This is a genomic window from Rhizobium sp. TBD182 (assembly GCF_001950375.1).
In the GTDB taxonomy this organism is placed as follows: Bacteria; Pseudomonadota; Alphaproteobacteria; order Rhizobiales; family Rhizobiaceae; genus Agrobacterium; species Agrobacterium tumefaciens.
In genome coordinates, this window is record NZ_BDLN01000003.1 from 252,941 (window position 1) to 272,186 (window position 19,246).

The following is a 19,246-nucleotide window of genomic DNA, read 5'->3' on the forward strand; positions in this document are numbered from 1 at the left end:
CAAAGATGTTCAAAGAAAAACTGATAATAGTGGGCGATAGCGCGTTTGCAGAAGTAGCTTACGAATATTTCTCTCAAGACTCTGAATACGAGGTTATCGGCTTCGCAGTTGAGCGAGCGTACCGGACGAAGACGGAGTTATTTGGCCTGCCGATCTTCGTCTTCGAAGAGTTGCCCGATATTTTTGGCAAGGATGACGTGAAATTTTACGTTGCTATTGTATATTCTCAGCTCAATAGGCTCCGTACCCGCCTCTATAAGGCCGCGAAAGACATGGGGTATCAGCCGGCGAGCTATATCAGCAGTCGCGCCTTTGTCTGGCACAACGCCCAAATTGGAGAGCATTGCTTCATCATGGAGCATAATACCGTCCAGCCATTTGTTTCGATCGGTGACAATGTGGTGCTGTGGAGCGGGAACCATGTTGGACACCATACCAAGATACAGAACAACGTATTTGTCTCTTCTCATGTCGTCATATCGGGATTTTGCTACGTCGGTGAAAACTGTTTTCTCGGCGTTAATTCAGCGATCGCGAACAACGTTACTGTTGCTGCCGACAATTGGCTTGGGCCATCCGTCACCATTTCGTCAAATACACAGGATGGTCAACTTTTCCGGGTAGATCAAGATCAACCGACGAAGGTTTCCGCATTGCGGTTTTTCAAGGTTGCAAAATGAAATGGCTTAAGCGAGGACTCGTTTGGGGGCCTGATCAGACCAAACCTTGGGCACTCAGCCACGCAATGTGTCCCACGCCAATTCAAATTGACGATAACATAATTCGTGTTTACGTCTCAACCTTGGATGCTGAGGGTCGCGGACACGCGACATTTGTGGAGGTTGACGCAAATGACCCAACCATTGTGAGACACGCGCCAGATACCCTGTCTCTGGGACCAGGTGAGTCCGGCGCATTTGATGACAATGGTGTCGTGGCGTTGGGTGTTATCAAAACCGGCGATCGCCATCTCATGTATTACGCCGGTTTCGAGTTGTGTACTCAAATTCGATATCGAATTTTTACCGGGCTTGCGATTAGCGATGACGGAGGGCGATCGTTTAATCGCCATTCCAAGGTGCCGGTTCTAGATCGCAGTGACAAGGAAATGCTTTTCCGCTGCGGGCCGTTTCCAATGATAGACAAAGATGAAATTAGGCTTTGGTATGTCGGAGGCGATCGATGGACGGACATTGATGGCAAGTCGATGCCCGTTTATGATCTACGTCACGTCCGGTCCCAAAATGGGATTTCCTGGCCCCAATTCGGCGATGTTGTTATGTCAATCTCTGGTGACGACGAACATGGTTTTGGTCGCCCATGGGTCGTAAAGCAAGGCGAAGGTAGCTATCAATTATTTTATTCAATCAGACGCCGTTCGCTGAAAGCCTATCGACTGGGTTACGCAGAATCGTCAGATGGGTTGAACTGGATTCGCAAAGACGAAAAAATGGGACTGGATGTCACACCGGGCGGCTTCGACAGTGATGCCATTATGTATTCCGCCGTCATCACAGTAGCCGACAAAACATACTGCTTTTATAACGGTAATGACTTCGGAAAAGAGGGTTTCGCCTTGGCGGAGCTGGTAGAGTGACTTTAGAGATAAGGCCTTTCTCAAGTACTGAAAACGAACTGTGGGATGCTGTCGTATCGCGCAGCATCAATGGTACGTTGCTGCATTCCCGCAAGTTTCTTAGCTACCACGGCGGGCGCTTCGAAGATATGTCTGTCTTCGTTATCTTCAAGACGGAACCTGTTGGGGTATTTCCGGCCGCGCGTTCAGCTGCTGATACTGAGACAGTTGTAAGCCATCCAGGATTAACCTACGGCGGCATCGTCCACGATGGTACTATTTCGGGCGATCGTATGCTCGAAGTCATGGATAAACTCTCGATATATTTTCGCGAAAAGAAATTCCGGAGGCTAATTTACAAGGCCATCCCCAATATCTATGCGATAGCCCCCGCTCAAGACGATAGCTATGCTTTATGGAGGCTTGGCGCGGCTCGTATACGCTGCGACCTTGCTGTCGCCATTGACCTTGCGCATCGTCTTAAACCCAGCCACCGACGGATACGGTCGCTAAAAAAAGCACGCGCGGCGGTAAATATCAAACGAGACATCCGCACATTTGATCAGTTTTGGCCGATACTGTCGGCTAATCTCGCGCGGAAACATGAGGCTGTACCCGTACACAGTCTGGAGGAAATATCGCTTCTCTCGCGCCGCTTTTCGACTGAGATAGAACTGTACGGAGCATTTAACAACGATATACTTGTAGCGGGTGTTCTCCTTTTTAAAACCGCTCGTGTTTGGCATGCCCAGTACATAGCATCGAGTGAACATGGTTACGAACTTGCAGCTCTCGACGCTGTATTTGATGAGATTATTCGCGATGCACAAAACGCCGGGGTTCGATATTTTGACTTTGGCACCTGCAATGAAAACGGTGGCCATGTGCTGAATGGCGGCCTCTATCGTTTTAAAGCCGAATTTGGTGGTGCAGGCGTCACCTATGAACAATATCAACTTGGACTGGAGGAGCGGTGAAGATTTCGGATTGCAAGGTCTTGGAGTTGCCGAGACGTCTGGACGTGCGCGGAAGCCTGACGTTCGTCGAAGGCGGCCACCACATTCCTTTCGATATTAAGACCTGTATGACGTTCCCACGGCAGAAGGTAGGGGCGCTCATGCGCACCGGGAACTTCACCAATTTCTAGTTTGCCTTTCGGGAAGTTTCGATGTTTGTTTGGACGACGGGACAGATAATACAGTCGTTCACCTCAATAGGCCGTGGCATGGCTTGCATGTACAGCCAATGATCTGGGCCTCGGAGATTAATTTTGATCCAGGTTCGGTTTGTTTAGTTTTGGCCTCTATGCTTTATGATGAAAGCGACTACATCCGCGACTATGATGAGTTCCTGAAAGAGAAAAAAGGTACTGTAATATGAAGGTACCCTTTCTTGATCTAAAAGCCGCTTACCAAGAGATAAGCGCGGAGATAGATGAGGCCGTTCACAGGGTACTCGATTCCGGATGGTACATTCTTGGTGAAGAGATCGAGGCTTTCGAGGCTGAATTTTCAGACTATTGCCAAGTGAAACACACCGTTGCTCTTGGTAACGGACTCGAGGCGCTTCATCTTGGTTTGCGAGCGTTAGGTGTTGAAACCGGAGACGAAGTAATCGTTCCATCCAACACCTATGTTGCGACCTGGTTGGCTGTTAGCCAATGTGGAGCAAAAATCGTCCCTGTCGAACCAGACCCTTTCACCCACAATATTGATGCCGGACGCATCGAGGCTGCCATTACCGATAGAACAAAGGTGATTTTGCCTGTTCATCTCTACGGCTTGCCGGCTGATATGGGCACTATCCTAGACATCGCTTCCAGACATGGATTGAAAGTCCTGGAGGACGCGGCTCAAGCACATGGGGCCGTCTACGATCAAAATCGTATCGGTGGGCACGGTCACGTCGTGGCATGGAGCTTTTATCCCAGCAAGAATCTCGGAGCACTTGGCGATGCCGGTGCGATAACAACCAACGATGACGTGATTGCTGATAAAATACGTATATTGCGCAACTATGGAACTCGGACCCGGTACGTAAACGAGGTGCGCGGATACAATAGCCGAATGGATCCGTTGCAGGCGGCCGTCCTGCGCGTCAAACTGAAATATCTGGACCGTTGGAATGAACGCCGTGCGTCAATCGCATCACGATATATTGGCGCAATATCAACGGTTCCGGGGATAGTCGGACCTAACGAACCAGTCGGATACAAACACGCATGGCATCTTTTTGTGATCCGCCATCTTCGGCGAGAGAGTTTTGCTAAAATGCTCAACGAAAAGTCGGTCGGCACAATTATTCACTACCCCATCCCGCCACATATGCAGACGGCCTACTCAGATGAGAATTGGAAACCAGAAAGTTTCCCTGTGGCCCGGCGACTAGCGGGAGAGGTGATTAGTCTACCTATCGGCCCACAGATGTCTGACGCGGCAGTCGAGTATGTGGCAGATCTCCTTCATAAGGGGGCAGCGTCCTCATGAGCATCTACAATCTCGGCAATGTGAAGAGATGTACTGAAGAAGCTCTGGAAGCCTCGGACACGGCTAGAGCGCTTGATATTGTCAGGAACGCTGTAGACGTTGTGATCAACAATCAGAGATCGGTAGCGAGAACTCTCGCTAGCAAAGATCTCGACGAGATGTGTCGAAACATCGCAGCGTATCACCGCAAAAATGAGGATTTGGGCTCCTCTTCGGAATCTACCGTGGGAACCGTTATCTTAGCTACCGAACTAGCTAAAGCTGGCGGCCATGTTGAACTTATTAAGGACTACATCCGATCCGGGGAATTCCCTGCGCCAATCACGCTCGTTTTAACGGATTGCTTCGATAGAATAGACGATGTTTTGTCTAACGAATTTTCTCAAACATTCGGCATCAGCGTCGTCACTGTTAAGGCAAAGGACAGTAAACAGCGAGTGGATTTGCTAACAAGACGCCTTAAGGAACTTTGCCCACAAAAAATGCTTCTGATTACCCATAATCAAGACTCAGCTGCGATTGTGGCTGCTCTTATCCATACTGCACCGGAGATGTTTTTTATCCACCATGCAGATCATCATCTTTGTCTTGGCGTAACTTGTGAAGAGTTCATTCATGTCGATGTTGCTCAATTCGCGTACTGCAACTGCCGAAACAGTCTAAAGAATCACGACAACCGGTATTGGCCTATTGTATTCCAGGGGCACTGTTCGGCACGATCGCCAGTATTCGAACTTTCTGCGGGCTTGACGACATGTGCTGTAGGCAGAGAAGAAAAATTCGAAGCTGGGGGATACACCTACGATTATTTTAAGATAATCCCTGAAATACTTCATTCAACCGGCGGAACTCATATTCATGTTGGCCCTCTACAGCAAGAACGGCTCGAGGAAATCCACGCACGCCTTGCTCAACTCGGCATTGATGCATCGCGTTTTTACCATGTTCCGTGGGTAGCATCTGTAGCGACCGCGCTCACTGAATACTCTGTAGACATGTATCTCGTATCGTTTCCTTATGGTGGAGCTAAATCAGTTATAGAAGCAATGGCGGCAGGAATTCCTGTTCTTGCGCACAAAAATTATCGTTCACTCTTAACCAGCAGCTATTTCGTCGCCTACCCCGAATGTTACTCTTGGGCGAATACGGCCGAGCTATTCAAGTTGCTCAAGGAAATAACAGAGGATGATCTATCTCGGCATTCGGTGATGTCTCGCGTTTTTTACGAGCAAAATTACACTCCCGCGATTTTAAGCGCGGCCATCAAAAAAACGTCCGGGTGGGCAGACCATCAACCCGACTTACGAAGCTACTTTAGTGATGGGTTGCAGGCGTTTTTAGACGAAGAGCGTCTCATCGATGACAAGCAGGAAACCCTCGATCTTAGAAATGAGCTCAGTAGGATGCATAAAGAGTACGCGAAGGTTCATACTGAATATCTGCGTATTTTAGAAGCGTACAACGCACTGGTAAATCAGTAAAATTGTAGTTCGCTCCAACCAAGTACCGCGATGAGCGGGGCAATTTCGTTTCTATATTATCCAAAGTCTCCTTGTGAGAATTTTCTGAGAGCGACATCGATACTGATTGTCTCCCGCTCGACAATATCAAATATTTCAAAATTAGCCCTAGGGCGGCGCCGTTTGATCCCTGATTGAGTTTCGCGAACATACTGCCATGCGGCAGCTTCACGGGTTTCCGGCTTCGGAAAACCTCTAATTTCTTTTTGCTGCCCCCAAAAATCTACATCTATGAGGTCGTTGTCAGCAATCCTCGCAGCTAATTTTTTACCTTCATGGTTTGTTTGGACCGCAATGTCGATTAGAGCGTCAATATCGTTGACATAGCGCTCCATGCTGAATCTTCTGCGACCAATCTCGCTCAGCTGTTCCGAAATGCGACGCAATTCGTCTGATTTTTCAAGTGCGTCGACAACTTTTTTTGCCATGTCATAGCTATCCAGATGCGGAGAGATAAGCAGGTCACCGAGCCCTTCCTCTTGCAATACATCTGCTACGCCGGAAGCTCCGGCGAAACAGAAAATCGGAAGGCCGTGGCAGATGGAATCCAGACCAACATTTGGAAGCGGGTCCAATCGAGACGTTAGCAAGAAAGCGGTCGCACGGCTGTATGCGTATTCAAGACTACCGATGTTTCCAACAATCTCGATATGATTTTCCAAACCGGACCGAATAATTTGCTCTTTAAAGTAGAGAGAAAATTCAAAATCTTTCTCTGGGTCATAACCACCGCCGAACCAGACAAATCGTAGATTCTTATCGGTCGAATTCTTTAGGATGTAGGAACAGGTTTGGAGGAAAAACTCGACACCCTTGCGAAAACTGAATGAGCCTGCACCCATAATTACTTTAGCAGCGGCATTCAAACCCGCGGGTTGGAATGCCGCGTCCACCTTGTCTTTCTCCGGATTTCCTTCCAGGACACACCTACCCTGTGGAACGACGTAAGAACGGTGATTTGGCTGCCATTCCGGAACATGGTTTACCGCGTCAGCCTTGATAATTTCCGCCGAGTAAACCGTTACCGACGAACTGCGGATAATAGCTTCCATGAAATGATGAGGGTTTATATATGTTGTAAACTCATGAATCAGCGAGATCGTCGGAATTTGATTGTTGCTCAAAGCTTCAAGAGCGTAGATCGAAACAACGCTATTGACGATCGCGCAATGAATATTGTCAGCCTTTAGAATTTCGTTTACGGCGCGTAGACATAAAATCGGATGATTTTTGGTGATCTTGTAGATTTTATTGACACTTCTCTCGAAGTTGTCTTCTAGGGCACCAGGACCTAGCAAGAGGCAAATGATGTTATACTTTTCGTTCAAAGCTTCAATCAGCTTGAGGCATACAATTGGAGCTCCCGTACGCGAAGCTTCATGGCTGACAAAGAGTATATTTTTTTTTGAAGAGTCCGGAGCCTTGACGGTTTTCTCCACCGGCGACTCCAATTTATATGTTCTGCCCTCTGACTTCCCGTGTTCCAAAAAGTGCGAAACTGCGGAATGACCTGCTGCAGCAACGTCGGGATTGGCTTCGAGGTAGTCTTGCGATTTAAAATCGCGAGGAATATTTCCCAAGGAACGCTCAATGCTCTCCCTTATGTAACCCACTAACGAATTTAGCGCCATTGTCATTTTCGGCTTAGCCAATTTATATGTCCTGCCTTCTGCCTTGCCATATTCTAGGTAGTGCTCGACAGCAGAATAACCTGCCGCGGCGACATCAGGGTTGGCCTTCAAATAGTATTTAGAACTGAAATCCCTCGGGATTGTTCCCCTTACACGTGCAGCGAAGCCACGTGAACAGCTAGTGACCGGTTTTAAAACCCTCTTCATAACCTCTCCTAGTCTCGTCTACAGGCATGTTACAAATCGCTGGAAAAACCGAACGGGATCGATATGCGCCTGTCAAATAGTTTCACCACCTGGCGGTGCAGTGTCTTGTCCCTACTTATATCCAAAGGCACCCCAAGAGGAAATTTCAAGCTATTACTAATATAAATTTGACGAAAAAAGAAAGCGTTTCGACTAGTTACGAAAATCAACATCATCCAGCAGCCAAACGGAATGGTCCATAACAAAACTGGTACTGTTTCGCGACAGATTGGAATTATACGCCGGATCTGGGAACTGGTTTGTCTTCCATCTGCTCCTCATAAACTCTACTTCTTTCTTGAATCGCTCTTTTTTTTCTGGCGTGTCCTCGTATCCTCTACTTAAGGATTCGTGGTGATAAAGCTCAGCCCAGGGAGTCCAGACGTTTTCATAGCCGGCCGCACGTATCCTCAGACAGAAATCAACATCGTTAAAAGCAACGGCGAGATCTTCTTCATTTAATCCACCAACGCGATCATAAACCTCACGCCGCACCGTCAAGCAGGCTGCAGTCACGGCGCTATAGCTCTGCCTAAGCTTCAACCGACCAAAATAGCCACCGTGGTCGCGCGGGAAAAGATGATGCCCGTGCCCGGCAACACCGCCCATACCTATTACGACGCCAGCATGTTGCAGACGACCGTCAGGATAGAGTAATTTTGCACCCACGCAACCGACGCCTGGCCGCTGGGTCAATCCAACCATTTCCGACAGCCAATCCGGGGAAATGACCTCAATATCATTGTTTACGAGAGCGATGATTTCGCCGTTGCTTTGAGCAACCGCATTGTTATTCAAAGCGGAATAGTTGAACGGTCGCTCATCACGTATCACCCGTACGCGCCTGTCATGTTTTTGAACTTGATCGAGCCACGCCAACGTGTCGAGATTAACAGACTGATTGTCAACAATGATCAATTCAAAATGATGATAGTTTGTCTTCTCAAGTATAGACTCGACAGCCACTTTAAGGACGTTCAAATGGTCGCGTGTGGGCATGATTATCGAGACAAGCGGCTTGCCCTCGACTGGCCACAAAACACGATAACTAAACGGAAACGGCCCCGCGACAACCGGAACGTCTTTACCGACGGTACGATAAAGATGCTCTTGCAGTGCCAAGCGCCCAGCTTCCGTCGCGTAAGGCTTAGACTCATTTGATGCTGCCGTGCTGCCCGGTGAAGCCCGCCAGGAATAAAGAACCTTCGGGATATGACGAATTTGCCGGTCTTCGACGAGTTCTATACAACGCAAAAGCAAGTCGTAATCCTGTGCCCCCTCAAATCCCGCACGAAATGCTCCGACCTTTCTCACTAACTCCGCGTCATAAACACCGAGGTGCGAAATATAATTCATGCCGTACAGTAGTTCTCGATTCCAATCCGGCTTGAAATGAGGATCATATCTGGTTCCATCCTCCCGTATTTTGTCCTCATCAGTATAGATAATTTTAACATCGGGTTGCACGTTGATCATCTGCGCCACGAGCAGCAGTGCATCATGGTCAAGCAGGTCATCGTGATCAACCAATGCGATGTATTTGCCTTTCGCAATCTCGATTGCGCTATTTGTCGCTTTTGAAATATGCCCATTTTCCTCTCGGAAAATAATGCGGATCCGATCGTCGCGCCTTTCATAATCCTCAAGGACCCGCCTGACCACCGGATCAGTTGAGCAGTCGTCTGCGAGACAGAGCTCCCAATTTGGGTAACTTTGCGCGCGAACAGAGTCGATCAACTCGGAAAGCAGCCGTGGTTGAGGATTGTAAACCGGCACGACCAACGATATTAGCGGCGCATCTTGCAAATCGAGTGCTAGTTTGCGCAGGTCTGCAGATAAATTTTGGCGCAAACGCGCCCATTGCGAGAGTACCTTTTCGTAAGACATTTCAGCAGCACGCCACTGCTGGATTTCAGTCCGCATAGGGTCGCGCTTCGCAGCTGAGCGCTTAAAACGTTCAACCATCCGCGGGGAAAACAGCCCGCTACCGCTTGCCAGAATATTGAGGAATTTAAAGACCAGCTTTTTGCGAAGCTGTTTAAGCGGTCGGTTTCTCGCATCTTGTAAGAGTTTCTCAAGATTTTCGGAGACGGCTACATTCCTTTTACCACCACTGTTCTTGTGAAGCACAGCCGCATTTTTTAAATCATGTTCGAATTCTTCGACAGCATCTTTCATCATCACAGAACGAACGTATGCTTCGCCCGCCAACAAAAAAGCGTCAGTCACGGCCGCGCGTCCCACCTCATTACTCAGTAGGCGGAATAACGGCTTTAGACTGTCACTAATGTTATCCCCCCAAAACAGCATCGTCAAACCACTTCGATGCGGCAGCGTCAGCGAAGGGCGACTTCCCACTATCATCTGCCATTGGCGCTGACTAGCGTCACTGCACTCATCCGTACCCATGCCATAAATCAGCACAACGGCTCGCGAGGATAGTTTAACCGTCCACTTCTCAAAGTCCTCGGCAACTGCTCTACCGCAATTACGCGCGTCGACACTCAGAATGTCCACAGATTTATCCGATATCTGGTCCAATGCATGTGAAACATTCTCATTAACAACACGACTGAAGCTTGTGTAGCGCTGATTCAGCAACAGAGCTTGTTCGAAAGCGTCGCTGGGAATGGAGCCCTCACGGGTATTATCCCGCCAGTTCGAAACAGCAAAACACTCCGCTTCAATCTCACGCTCTGCAATAGCCTGACAGAATGAAAAATAGAAAAAGCCGGTGTTTGTCCCGACCTCTAAAATGTTACGCGGGCGTTGAGCATGGACAAGCCACATTGCAAACGGACCATATCGGAGCCAGTCCTTATCTGGATCAACGAAAACCGGTTCGCCAAAGGGAACATTTAAAAAATCCATCTCAAGGCTCCTTATTGGCATCACGCATTACATCCGCGAGGTTTTTTACTTCAGGATGCAACAACATTCGCGCCTCGTTTCGGATTTCATTTCCGACAGGCCCATCAATCCTGGATATCAACATGGCCATTGTCGCAGCTCCGCCGCGGGAGAGCCAAAGTGGAGATTTTTTCAGAAACTGAAAACCGCGCCGCAGAGCGTAACCAGGCAACGCATAAGCGCTTGCGCGCCTTGAAACGGTCGCCAATATCAGAGCTATTCGGTTCGCCCGACCTTCCTGGGTGTTGTGGTCGATGCTAAGTACGCCTTCCAATATGCCTTCAAGTGCTGCATCGTCAGGAATTACAAGTTCACGCGCGATACGATCCACTTCAGAGTTGTCGAAAGACGCAAGTTCTTTATCCAACTGATCGACTTCATGTGTCGCTGAGTGAGTAAAACCATGACGCAACGCCCATTGCGTCAACCCGATCTCGCCACGACGTACGGTTCGTGTTTTATCATCCGTAATATGAAGTTTACGCCAGTACCGCAGAAACGCCGGATCACGGATGATACGAGGACCAAATCCCATAGCATAAGATGCGTAGTGGAAGTTCTTGTGGTCGGTTCGGTGACGCCAGATAATTTCCTTATAGCGATGAGGGGCCACCCTAGGCATGGCAAAATTCGAGGTAGCCGCAACCAAATCTGTACCCAGTATACGCGCATCTTCGAACCAACTTGTTGGTTGAGGAACGAGCCAAACAGAATCGTTCAGCATCCATGCTCTCTGCACATTACTCAACTCAGCCGCTAGATCGAGAAATCCGTCACGGTAACCGCCAAAATCGTATCCGACATTCGGTCTCTCGATAATTCGTGCGACAATAGGGATCAATTTTGCTCTATCATCATCAGACAAGGGTAAATTCGATACGATGACCGGTGCGATCTGGGCACGCCTCATTTCTTCAATCATCGTAACGTGGGACTGCAGAAGCCCTTCTTTTGGAAAAATAAGGTATACCCCAACTTCGTCCTCGATCGAGATTTGCCCGGTAGTTCGCCTTATTTTCCGGCAGGTACGAAAATCGTACCAACGTCGGAAATAAAGCAGGCGCAAGACTTCGCCAGGTAGGTTTAACAGTTGTCTGCCGAGACGAACGAATTCCCGACGAATTTTCCACGAAAAAAAACTATCCATCGTTTCTATTCAAATGCCGAGTGGAAATTTACCCGGTGATGCATCCACGAGTGAACCCATAAAAAACCGGATCGCGAACCGGATTTCGCCTGTATAGTCGTCGAGGCGGCTGAAATCATAGGCGGCCCCCCTTCAGTTCTTGTGACATTTGTCTAGTACCTTTTATAAACCCCAATGCCTTAGCACGGCGCCTGCGGGAAAATAAACTCGAAGGTGACAATAAAAGAAGAATTCCATTCAGCAGCGCTGTCAGGACTGGAACAGGTCTTCCGTATTTTAGACCCGTATAAATCCGGGAACGTGCCATATGAAAAGCTTTAAAATAAGCGATCTCCGGTGAACGCTCGGTTGAATGACCGCTAGCGTGTTCAACCAAGGAATTTCGAACGAAATACAACGCCCCCAATTTTTGCAGCCGCAACGAAAGGTCGTCGTCTTCGTGATAGAGAAATATGTTCGGATCAAATCCTTTGACAGCGTCGAATTTGGCTTTTGATACGAATAGGGCCGCGCCGCTTAGAACCGGCACCCTACAGTCTGCATCAGGCCACCCCCGTTTCAAAAAGGCACTGCGGGGCAGTAAATATGAACGGCGCTTGAAATAAGGCACGCCTGCGTCATTGATAATTCGAGGGTTGAATGCTGCGCCGTTGGGGTACTCAACGGCAGCATTGAGCAAAGCCTCGACGGCACCTTCCTTCAATCGTGCATCAGGATTCAGAAACAGTAGAAACGGTGTCTGCGCCGCTTGTGCACCCGAATTGCACCCCTTGCCAAAACCTTCGTTTTTCGTCAACGCAACAATTCTTATCGCACGCTCGCTGGGCAAACTTTTAAATGAGTTTGTAAGCCCATTGTCGACGAGCACGATGGCCACCTCATCAGGCACCGAGGCGACCATGCCGCCGATTACATCGTCGCTCTTGTAACAAACAGATATTATCGTAACATCCGACAAAGAATAACGGGTCACGTCAAATCACACTAGGTTGCGGCCATGACGGACAAATAAGCCGACAGGCGAGGAATGAAGGAAAGAACGTCACCACAATCAATCCGACCACGCAACCGTTCTGATCATTGTTTCACGTTCCCCGCACTTCTACGCGAATTCGCTGGAATGGCCAAGCGTGCCGTTTAGCCCAAACCAATGATCATAGCTCAAATACCTTGCCTCATCCCGCTCTTAAATTTTGGATATCGCTCGCGCTAATTAAGGCTAAAGACTGTTGGCAATAGACATCACTGGAAAGATAAACGCTCAAGCTTGCAAGCGCTGCCGAGCTTGATCGGTTGACACTCATTCGCGGCGAGCTTATTTGCATAGCCTTGAAGACAGACGGCAAGAACCTTGATCACAGCCTTGGACATTATAGAAAATTTCGCACGACTAATAGTGTCGTTTTCGATCGAGGAGAGGCGTGGAGTGCTTTCCTTTGAGCGTGATCAACAGCCACACCAGCGCGATACTTAACCGCGTAGAAACTAAATAAGGATATCTCGGTGATCGGATCGTTTTTGTCGCCAAACGACAAGAAGCTGCTATCGCGGCTTTTTAAAGAAAACTTCAAAATGCACGTCGGTTGGTATTCCGCAGCAATAGCAGCAATGCTCATTGTTGCTGGAACGACATCCCTCAGCGCATGGATCATGCGGGACATCGTCAATAGCGTTTATCTCAAACAGGGATTTGACGTCGTCCTTGAGATTGCATTTGCTGTGGCGATCATATTCATCGTCAAAGGCCTCGCAACCTTTGTTCAGAGCTATTATCTTAGCAAGGCTGGCAACAGCATTGTTGCCGAGCAGCAACGTAGAATCTATGATCGGCTTTTGAAGCAGGGTGTCTCCTTTTTCCAAAATCTGCCGTCTTCCGAACTTCTTGTGCGCGTGACCTACAACGCCCAGGCTGCGCGTAGCGTTATCGACACGATCGTCACGTCCTTCGTTCGCGACCTATTTTCTCTTCTTGGTCTGATTATCGTGATGTTCGCCCAGAATTTTCTTCTGAGCGCGATTTCCATGATCATTGGTCCAATTGCGATTTTCAGCGTTCGCCTTGTTCTGCGTCGCGTTCGCAAGATCATGGAAGCGGAACTTGCTTCGTTGGGCGAAATCGTCAATGTCGTGCAGGAAACCAGCATCGGCGTTCGCGTCATTAAGGCATTCTCGCTTGAAAAGCTGATGCGCCAGCGCATGAACAAGGCGGTATCTGATGTCGAGCAACGCGCCAATGGCATTGCGAAGCTTGAAGCGGCGACCAGCCCGATCATGGAGACACTGTCTGGCCTCGCCATTGCAGTCGTCATCGCCGTATCCGGTTACACCGTTCTTGAAAAAGGTGGCTCGCCGGGCGACTTGATGGCCTTCATTACTGCCCTGCTTCTCGCCTATGAGCCGGCCAAGCGTCTGGCCCGCATGCGAGTTCAGATCGAAGGCGGCATGATTGGCGTGCGCATGATGTTCGAGGTTCTGGACGCTCCGTTGACACTTGCCGAGAAGAAAGATGCCCTGCCGCTCCCCAAGGCAAGCGGCAATGTGGAGCTCAAGAACGTCAGCTTCGAATATGTTCCTAACCAGCCGGTTCTAAAGGACGTCAGCGTCCTCTTCGAGGGTGGGAAGATGACTGCGCTGGTCGGGCCTTCCGGCAGTGGCAAGTCGACGATCATCAACCTCATGATGCGTCTTTATGATCCACAAAGCGGTTCCGTCGAGATCAACGGAATGGATTTGCGCGATGTGTCTTTTGCCAGCCTGCGCGAGCATGTTTCTTACGTCGGCCAGGAAACCTTCCTTTTCTCGGGAACGGTGAAGCACAACATTTCCGTCGGTCGCGACAACGCCACCGATGAGGAAATCATTGCTGCGGCCAAAGCGGCCAATGCGCATGATTTCATCATGAACATGCCCGATGGTTATGATAGCAAGCTCGGCGAAAACGGCTCCGGTCTGTCCGGTGGCCAAAGACAGCGTGTTGCAATCGCCCGCGCGATGCTGAGAGACGCAGACATATTGATCCTCGACGAAGCAACGAGTGCGCTCGATTCCGAATCCGAAGCGCTTGTCCGGGACGCGCTTGAGCGTTTGACGCTCAACAAGACATCGATTGTCATTGCTCACCGTCTCTCCACGATCAACCGCGCCGACAAGATCGTCGTCATGGATAATGGTCAGGTTGTCGAGCAGGGAAGCCGTCGCGAGCTGCTCGCGACGGATGGTCTCTACAAGCGCTTGCACAGCATCCAGTTCGATGCGGACGTAGCCTAAGTCAAACAATTATCGGGCGGCATTGCCGCCCGATCCTTATTATGCTTGCCTGTTACGTCAGATACCTTCGGCCGGTTATGCCGATTACAAGGCGATATCCATATCGCTCGCTGCCCTCACCAGGATCGGCAGAATCTGCCACGCGTTCATCGCTCAACCCTATTAGCGGCGCGGCAAAGCTCATAGTGCCGGCGACTTCCTTCCCCTGACGGATGGCAACCACGATTGCCCCTCCCCCTCCTCGGCGGCCAAAGCTTGAGCCCGCTCGGCCCAAATCGACGATCTATAGAACCTTGTGCAATGACTCGATTCGAGCTCATGCCCGGTGACGTAGTCACGACCGGTACGCCGCCCCGCGTCGGCCTTGGAATGAAGCCGCCAGTCTTCCTGAAAGCCGAAGATGTTGTCGAACTTGGCATTGATGGCCTTGGCAAACAGCGTCAAATCGTGACAGCATTCGGCAATTAGACAGCAGTAAGGATCATGACGGGAATGACGGCAATCGAAAAACTGGCCCAAGGCCTTGTAAAAGCAGGCCTGGACAGCACTAAAATTCCGCTGGCGACGATTGAGGCGGATGGTCTCGTTCCCGGTAGTCTCGAGGAGGCCATGGCCATTCAGGGTGCTTTTGTTGAAGCGTCCGGTAAAACAGTGGGAGGCTGGAAGCTGGCGATCCGGCCGGACGGGAACGCGGTCGCTGCGCCGATGGTCGATTGTTATGGCGTCGATGAGGATAACGTCGCGTCTTTTACGGGAAGAGACATTGAAGGCATCGAAGTGGAAATCTGCTTCACCCTCGCCTCCGATATTCCTGCCCCAACGACGACCCCGTTCAGCAGAGCCGATATATTAACGCATATCGATGCGGTGCACCTCGGCGTCGAGCTCCTCGGCTACCGGCTGGTGGAAAAGAACCAGGTTCCCTTCCCGCTTTTTCTGGCGGATCGCCTTGCCAATCGCGGATTTGTTCTAGGGCCGGAAATCAACGCGGCAATAGTTGATACCTTTGCCGAAAATACCGGGGATCTGCCGCATCTGACGGTGACCGAAGGTACAGAGCTTCGTTTTGATGCGGTGGTGAAACACCCAAATATCGATCCGCTCGCGCCGCTTATCGCTTTCGCCAATTCCCCCCTCAACAGAGATGGAACGCTGAAGCGCGGACAGATCGTCACCACCGGCAGTCTTTGTGGTGCAATAACAAGCAACCTTGCAGCCGACACCTATATCGATATGAAACCGGTCGGGGCTTTCACACTTTCATGCTCTTGATCGTCGCCTTCCGCCATCGACGCGAACAGTGCTTCCGCGTCGATGGCGATTTTGGTCGAGGCGTTGCGGACCTGCAGCGTCATATCCCGAAGAACCTCTTGGGGCTGCTTCACATCCCGTCGGCCAATCTTCGTCCGGCGATCCTATCCGGTTTTCGTCGTCGCCGTCGTGTCCACGCGGCCCGAAAACCAGTTGGCCAGCAAAGCGCCGGAGATATTGTGCCAGACGCTGAAGATGGCGCTGGGCACAGCTGCGAGAGGCGAGAAATACGCTGTCGCAAGAGCCGCACCGAGACCGGAGTTCTGCATGCCCACCTCGATGGCGATTGCCTTGCGCTTGGTGAGTGAGAGGCCGGTCGCCTTTGCCGCGAAATAGCCGAGCAGATAACCGAGCCCATTATGAAGAACCACGACCGCAAAGATCATCAGGCCGGACTGCACGATCGCGCCCTTCGATGCGCCGACAACCGCCGAGACGATCAAAACGATACCGATGACGCTCACGAGCGGCAAAGCCGGCACGGCCGCCTTGACGACACTTGGCAAAAGCTTCTGCAAGGCAGCACCAAGGGCCAAGGGAACCAGCACGACCTTGACGATGCTCAGGAACATTGCCCAACCATCGACCGGCAGGAACTGGCTGGCAAACAACCAGACGAGGAAGGGCGTCACCAGAGGAGCAGCGAGCGTCGTCACTGACGTGCAGGCGACGGAGAGGGCGACGTCGCCCTTCGACAAATATGTCATGACATTGGAGGATGTCCCTCCCGGGCAGCAACCAACTAGGATCACGCCTGCTGCCACTTCCGGCGGCATCGGAATGATCCGGGTCAGCAGGACCGCAAGCAGCGGCATGATGAGGAACTGGCCGAGCACCCCGATGGTAACATCGACCGGGCGCTTTACGACTTCACGAAAATCGTCGACCGAAAGTGTGAGCCCCATGCCGAACATGATGATCGACAGAAGCGTGACGATCCACGGTCCAATCTGCTTGAACGTATCTGGAAAATAAAAGCCGAGCACGGCAAACAAGATGACCCAGACCGCAAAGGTTTTGCCCACAAAAGCCGAAACGGCTGCCAGCGATTTCATGTCTACACTCCCAAAATGAACATGAAACCCCCTCTAGACTCCTAGGGTGCTCTGTCAAGGTCATTACGCCGTTGCTACAACCTCGCGGTCAAAAACGATACGTCGCAAATCCCGGAAGATCGAATACCTCTAGGTCAACAAGCTCAGTAGGCCAAATCTAGCCAACATTCACCGCAACATCTGCCCCACCAAATATGAAGCCAGATTGATGGCAAAACCCCTTAGGACGCAACCATATCTAGCGCGACTCAAATTCTCATTTGGCCTTGCTTTTTCATATCCTCAGTTGTGTTCAGAAATGCTTATTTTATCAGCGGCTTCGATCCGTATAACCGAACAAGCGCGCGTGGGCGCATAAGGATCACGACAGCCTATGTCATCGACGCCAAAGGTCTTGTTTCGAACCGAGGCCCGTCCATAAGCCTTATCCCGTGGACTTCATTTCGGTTCATCTTCACTTTACGAGTTGCCTCGGCACCACCGGGTTACCAGTCTACAGTGCGTCTGAGGACGCTAATAGCGGCAAGCGCCAGCAGGGATGATGTAGACAGGTGAGCCGCGCTCGGGACCCGTTTGCTCGAGGAAATGACCGCCACCCATGCCTATCACGAACGTGACGATGAAAACGACGAACATAAATCCGAGGAGCCGCTTCCATATCCGGAAGGGCATGGCAATCAAAGCCAGAAATGCCCAAAGCGGATCACGCGCGACGGCTCGCATCATGTTTTTGAATGCGTCCCGGGCAAGGTCGCAATCGGTTCATCGAGCACCCAGCACGCCGTCGCCAGTCTCTGCCGTGCCCGGCAGTCCTGGTCCGATCAGATCGGCAAAGAGCGCCTTGTCATTGTCGCATGTCAGAAAGCCCGGTAGTTCGCGGCTCAGCCATTCACCGAGTCGCTGCTTAAAATCCTGATCATTCGAGGTATCGAGGTGATGGAGAACGAGCGACCCGATCAAGACCTTGCGGCGCATATCGTTGTTGCGCTCGGTTTTCGAGAGCCGGGCCTTGAGTGCAGAATGTTGCGCGTCCAGTTCAGCCAGTTTCTATGAGGAGATCGACATAGCGATTGTGAGAGCAGGTTTGACCATAGGGTTCATGATGCTGTGGTGGCTGCAACCTGAGCTCAGGAGAGTTTGTGCTTATCCGTGAATTTCAGTGGCTGGCGTTCGCGGCCTGTTTGAGCTTTTCGATGTGCTCGCGGCAGAGCGCCTCAACCAGCTTGTGAAGTTCCGCGGTCCGCTCCTGAAGCCAGCTGAGCGCCTCTTCGGAAACCTCGAAACGCTTCGAACAGCGTGCCTTGACGTAGGCCTCATTCAGGATGTTGTACCATGTGGTAAATCGCTGACGGTCGCGCGGCCAGATGTCGATCAGACGGCGATCCCTATCCTCTGAAAGTCCACGCAGGAATTTGAGGTTATGTGAGGCCGGCGTGTAATTTGTGTGCGTCAGCAGATAGCAGGAGTAGGCTGTTTCAACTGATTGGTGGAGATTGAATGTTGCGAGGTTGATGTTTTCTTCCTGGACAAAGAATTTCGAACCTTTCAGAAAATCGACTGCGTTCCTAAACTGCTTTTCGAAATGCTCCTCGGCCACCCTGATTGCATCGGCAGGGCTGAGTTGTTTCGCCTCGGCGAGCGGCCGGTCATCGAGTTCGTACAGGACAACACCTTCGCGGGCGAGGTCGACGAAGAAGTACTGGCCATCATGCAAAAAATTGCTGATCTCGCGAGCGCCATGCACGATAAGCCCCACGGGTGTCTCGATCTCCTTGTCCCACATCAACCGGTCTGTTGTCTTGTCCCAGTATTTGGGGTCGGCAAGTTCCTTGTTGCTGACGATGACAAGGATGTCGAAATCCGAGCGATAGCCTTTCGACGTATGCGGTTCATCCACCCAGGTGCCACGCGCGTAAGAACCGAACAGAATGATTTTGAAGATCCGCCCATCCTTCTTGGCGTCAGACTTGGAGCGCTCCACCAGATCAGCAAACTCTTCCTGAATAATTCCGACGACGCGCGCAAGCTCGCGTTGCTTTCGTTCCGGCAAATGTTCAAGGCTGGTCTTCATGTCTGCTCCGTTTCTGGACGGTATCC

At 50.7% G+C, this 19,246-nt stretch carries 14 protein-coding genes and 2 pseudogenes; 9 read left to right on the forward strand and 7 right to left on the reverse strand.

The features are described 5' to 3' along the window. Positions 1–5: 5 nt before the first annotated feature. The 6 genes and pseudogenes from T18_RS13440 (at position 6) to T18_RS13465 (ending at position 5,543) form a co-directional block, all read left to right on the forward strand. Positions 6–680 carry an acetyltransferase gene (locus T18_RS13440; RefSeq protein ID WP_038495227.1) on the forward strand — a complete coding sequence of 225 codons (675 nt, stop codon included), beginning with the start codon at positions 6–8 and terminating at the stop codon, positions 678–680. Next, complete coding sequence (locus tag T18_RS13445) at positions 677–1,597, forward strand: hypothetical protein (protein ID WP_038495224.1); 921 nt, start codon at positions 677–679, stop codon at positions 1,595–1,597. Before T18_RS13440 ends, T18_RS13445 begins: the two co-directional genes overlap by 4 nt. Beyond that, positions 1,594–2,553 carry a GNAT family N-acetyltransferase gene (locus tag T18_RS13450; RefSeq protein ID WP_038495221.1) on the forward strand — a complete coding sequence of 320 codons (960 nt, stop codon included), beginning with the start codon at positions 1,594–1,596 and terminating at the stop codon, positions 2,551–2,553. Before T18_RS13445 ends, T18_RS13450 begins: the two co-directional genes overlap by 4 nt. Further along, a pseudogene (locus tag T18_RS28225) lies at positions 2,550–2,956 on the forward strand (sugar 3,4-ketoisomerase). The gene T18_RS13450 and the pseudogene T18_RS28225 overlap by 4 nt, the downstream one beginning before the upstream one ends. Then, positions 2,953–4,062: a DegT/DnrJ/EryC1/StrS family aminotransferase gene (locus T18_RS13460; protein ID WP_038495218.1), complete on the forward strand. Its 1,110-nt coding sequence runs from the start codon at positions 2,953–2,955 to the stop codon at positions 4,060–4,062. Before T18_RS28225 ends, T18_RS13460 begins: the two are co-directional and overlap by 4 nt. Beyond that, the gene (locus tag T18_RS13465) at positions 4,059–5,543 is read left to right on the forward strand and encodes a hypothetical protein (RefSeq protein ID WP_038495215.1); all 1,485 of its coding nucleotides are present in this window, start codon (positions 4,059–4,061) and stop codon (positions 5,541–5,543) included. Before T18_RS13460 ends, T18_RS13465 begins: the two co-directional genes overlap by 4 nt. A gap of 56 nt (positions 5,544–5,599) precedes the next feature. On the opposite strand, the gene T18_RS13470 is transcribed toward T18_RS13465, so the two are convergent. The 4 genes from T18_RS13470 to T18_RS13485 all read right to left on the reverse strand — a co-directional run bounded on the left by T18_RS13470 (position 5,600) and on the right by T18_RS13485 (position 12,489). Next, entirely contained in the window at positions 5,600–7,420 is a 1,821-nt protein-coding gene (locus T18_RS13470; protein ID WP_038495212.1) for a glycosyltransferase family 4 protein, read from the reverse strand. Between the two features lie 192 nt (positions 7,421–7,612). Next, positions 7,613–10,330 (reverse strand): glycosyltransferase, encoded by a 2,718-nt coding sequence (locus T18_RS13475; protein ID WP_051489724.1) that lies wholly within the window; start codon positions 10,328–10,330, stop codon positions 7,613–7,615. Between the two features lies 1 nt (position 10,331). Next, positions 10,332–11,516 (reverse strand): rhamnan synthesis F family protein, encoded by a 1,185-nt coding sequence (locus T18_RS13480; RefSeq protein ID WP_038495209.1) that lies wholly within the window; start codon positions 11,514–11,516, stop codon positions 10,332–10,334. 115 nt (positions 11,517–11,631) lie between these two features. Then, complete coding sequence (locus T18_RS13485) at positions 11,632–12,489, reverse strand: glycosyltransferase family 2 protein (RefSeq protein WP_038495205.1); 858 nt, start codon at positions 12,487–12,489, stop codon at positions 11,632–11,634. A gap of 530 nt (positions 12,490–13,019) precedes the next feature. Between T18_RS13485 and T18_RS13490 the strand changes: the two genes are divergently transcribed. The 3 genes and pseudogenes from T18_RS13490 to T18_RS13500 all read left to right on the forward strand — a co-directional run bounded on the left by T18_RS13490 (position 13,020) and on the right by T18_RS13500 (position 16,055). Then, entirely contained in the window at positions 13,020–14,783 is a 1,764-nt protein-coding gene (locus T18_RS13490; RefSeq protein ID WP_038495202.1) for an ABC transporter ATP-binding protein, read from the forward strand. 315 nt (positions 14,784–15,098) lie between these two features. Continuing rightward, positions 15,099–15,251: pseudogene (locus tag T18_RS13495) on the forward strand (fumarylacetoacetate hydrolase family protein); the annotation flags it as partial. Between the two features lie 24 nt (positions 15,252–15,275). Continuing rightward, entirely contained in the window at positions 15,276–16,055 is a 780-nt protein-coding gene (locus T18_RS13500) for a 2-keto-4-pentenoate hydratase (protein WP_038495917.1), read from the forward strand. Between the two features lie 143 nt (positions 16,056–16,198). Here T18_RS13500 and T18_RS13505 read toward each other — a convergent pair whose 3' ends face one another. The 3 genes from T18_RS13505 to T18_RS13520 all read right to left on the reverse strand — a co-directional run bounded on the left by T18_RS13505 (position 16,199) and on the right by T18_RS13520 (position 19,220). Next, positions 16,199–17,149: a bile acid:sodium symporter family protein gene (locus T18_RS13505; RefSeq protein ID WP_038495199.1), complete on the reverse strand. Its 951-nt coding sequence runs from the start codon at positions 17,147–17,149 to the stop codon at positions 16,199–16,201. 762 nt (positions 17,150–17,911) lie between these two features. Then, on the reverse strand, positions 17,912–18,193 hold the full coding sequence (locus T18_RS13515; RefSeq protein WP_035200278.1) for a hypothetical protein: 282 nt from the start codon (positions 18,191–18,193) through the stop codon (positions 17,912–17,914). A 112-nt stretch (positions 18,194–18,305) separates the two neighbouring features. After that, complete coding sequence (locus T18_RS13520; RefSeq protein WP_038495196.1) at positions 18,306–19,220, reverse strand: nucleotidyltransferase and HEPN domain-containing protein; 915 nt, start codon at positions 19,218–19,220, stop codon at positions 18,306–18,308. Positions 19,221–19,246 lie beyond the last annotated feature (26 nt).

What these genes read in the sequence shown, in the direction of transcription:
- T18_RS13445 (WP_038495224.1), top strand. Translation starts at nt 677, where the DNA reads ATGAAATGGCTTAAGCGAGGACTCGTTTGGGGGCCTGATCAGACCAAA.
- T18_RS13520 (WP_038495196.1), bottom strand. Translation starts at nt 19,220, where the DNA reads ATGAAGACCAGCCTTGAACATTTGCCGGAACGAAAGCAACGCGAGCTT.
- T18_RS13500 (WP_038495917.1), top strand. Translation starts at nt 15,276, where the DNA reads ATGACGGCAATCGAAAAACTGGCCCAAGGCCTTGTAAAAGCAGGCCTG.
- T18_RS13470 (WP_038495212.1), bottom strand. Translation starts at nt 7,420, where the DNA reads ATGAAGAGGGTTTTAAAACCGGTCACTAGCTGTTCACGTGGCTTCGCT.
- T18_RS13505 (WP_038495199.1), bottom strand. Translation starts at nt 17,149, where the DNA reads ATGAAATCGCTGGCAGCCGTTTCGGCTTTTGTGGGCAAAACCTTTGCG.
- T18_RS13475 (WP_051489724.1), bottom strand. Translation starts at nt 10,330, where the DNA reads ATGGATTTTTTAAATGTTCCCTTTGGCGAACCGGTTTTCGTTGATCCA.
- T18_RS13465 (WP_038495215.1), top strand. Translation starts at nt 4,059, where the DNA reads ATGAGCATCTACAATCTCGGCAATGTGAAGAGATGTACTGAAGAAGCT.
- T18_RS13440 (WP_038495227.1), top strand. Translation starts at nt 6, where the DNA reads ATGTTCAAAGAAAAACTGATAATAGTGGGCGATAGCGCGTTTGCAGAA.
- T18_RS13480 (WP_038495209.1), bottom strand. Translation starts at nt 11,516, where the DNA reads ATGGATAGTTTTTTTTCGTGGAAAATTCGTCGGGAATTCGTTCGTCTC.
- T18_RS13460 (WP_038495218.1), top strand. Translation starts at nt 2,953, where the DNA reads ATGAAGGTACCCTTTCTTGATCTAAAAGCCGCTTACCAAGAGATAAGC.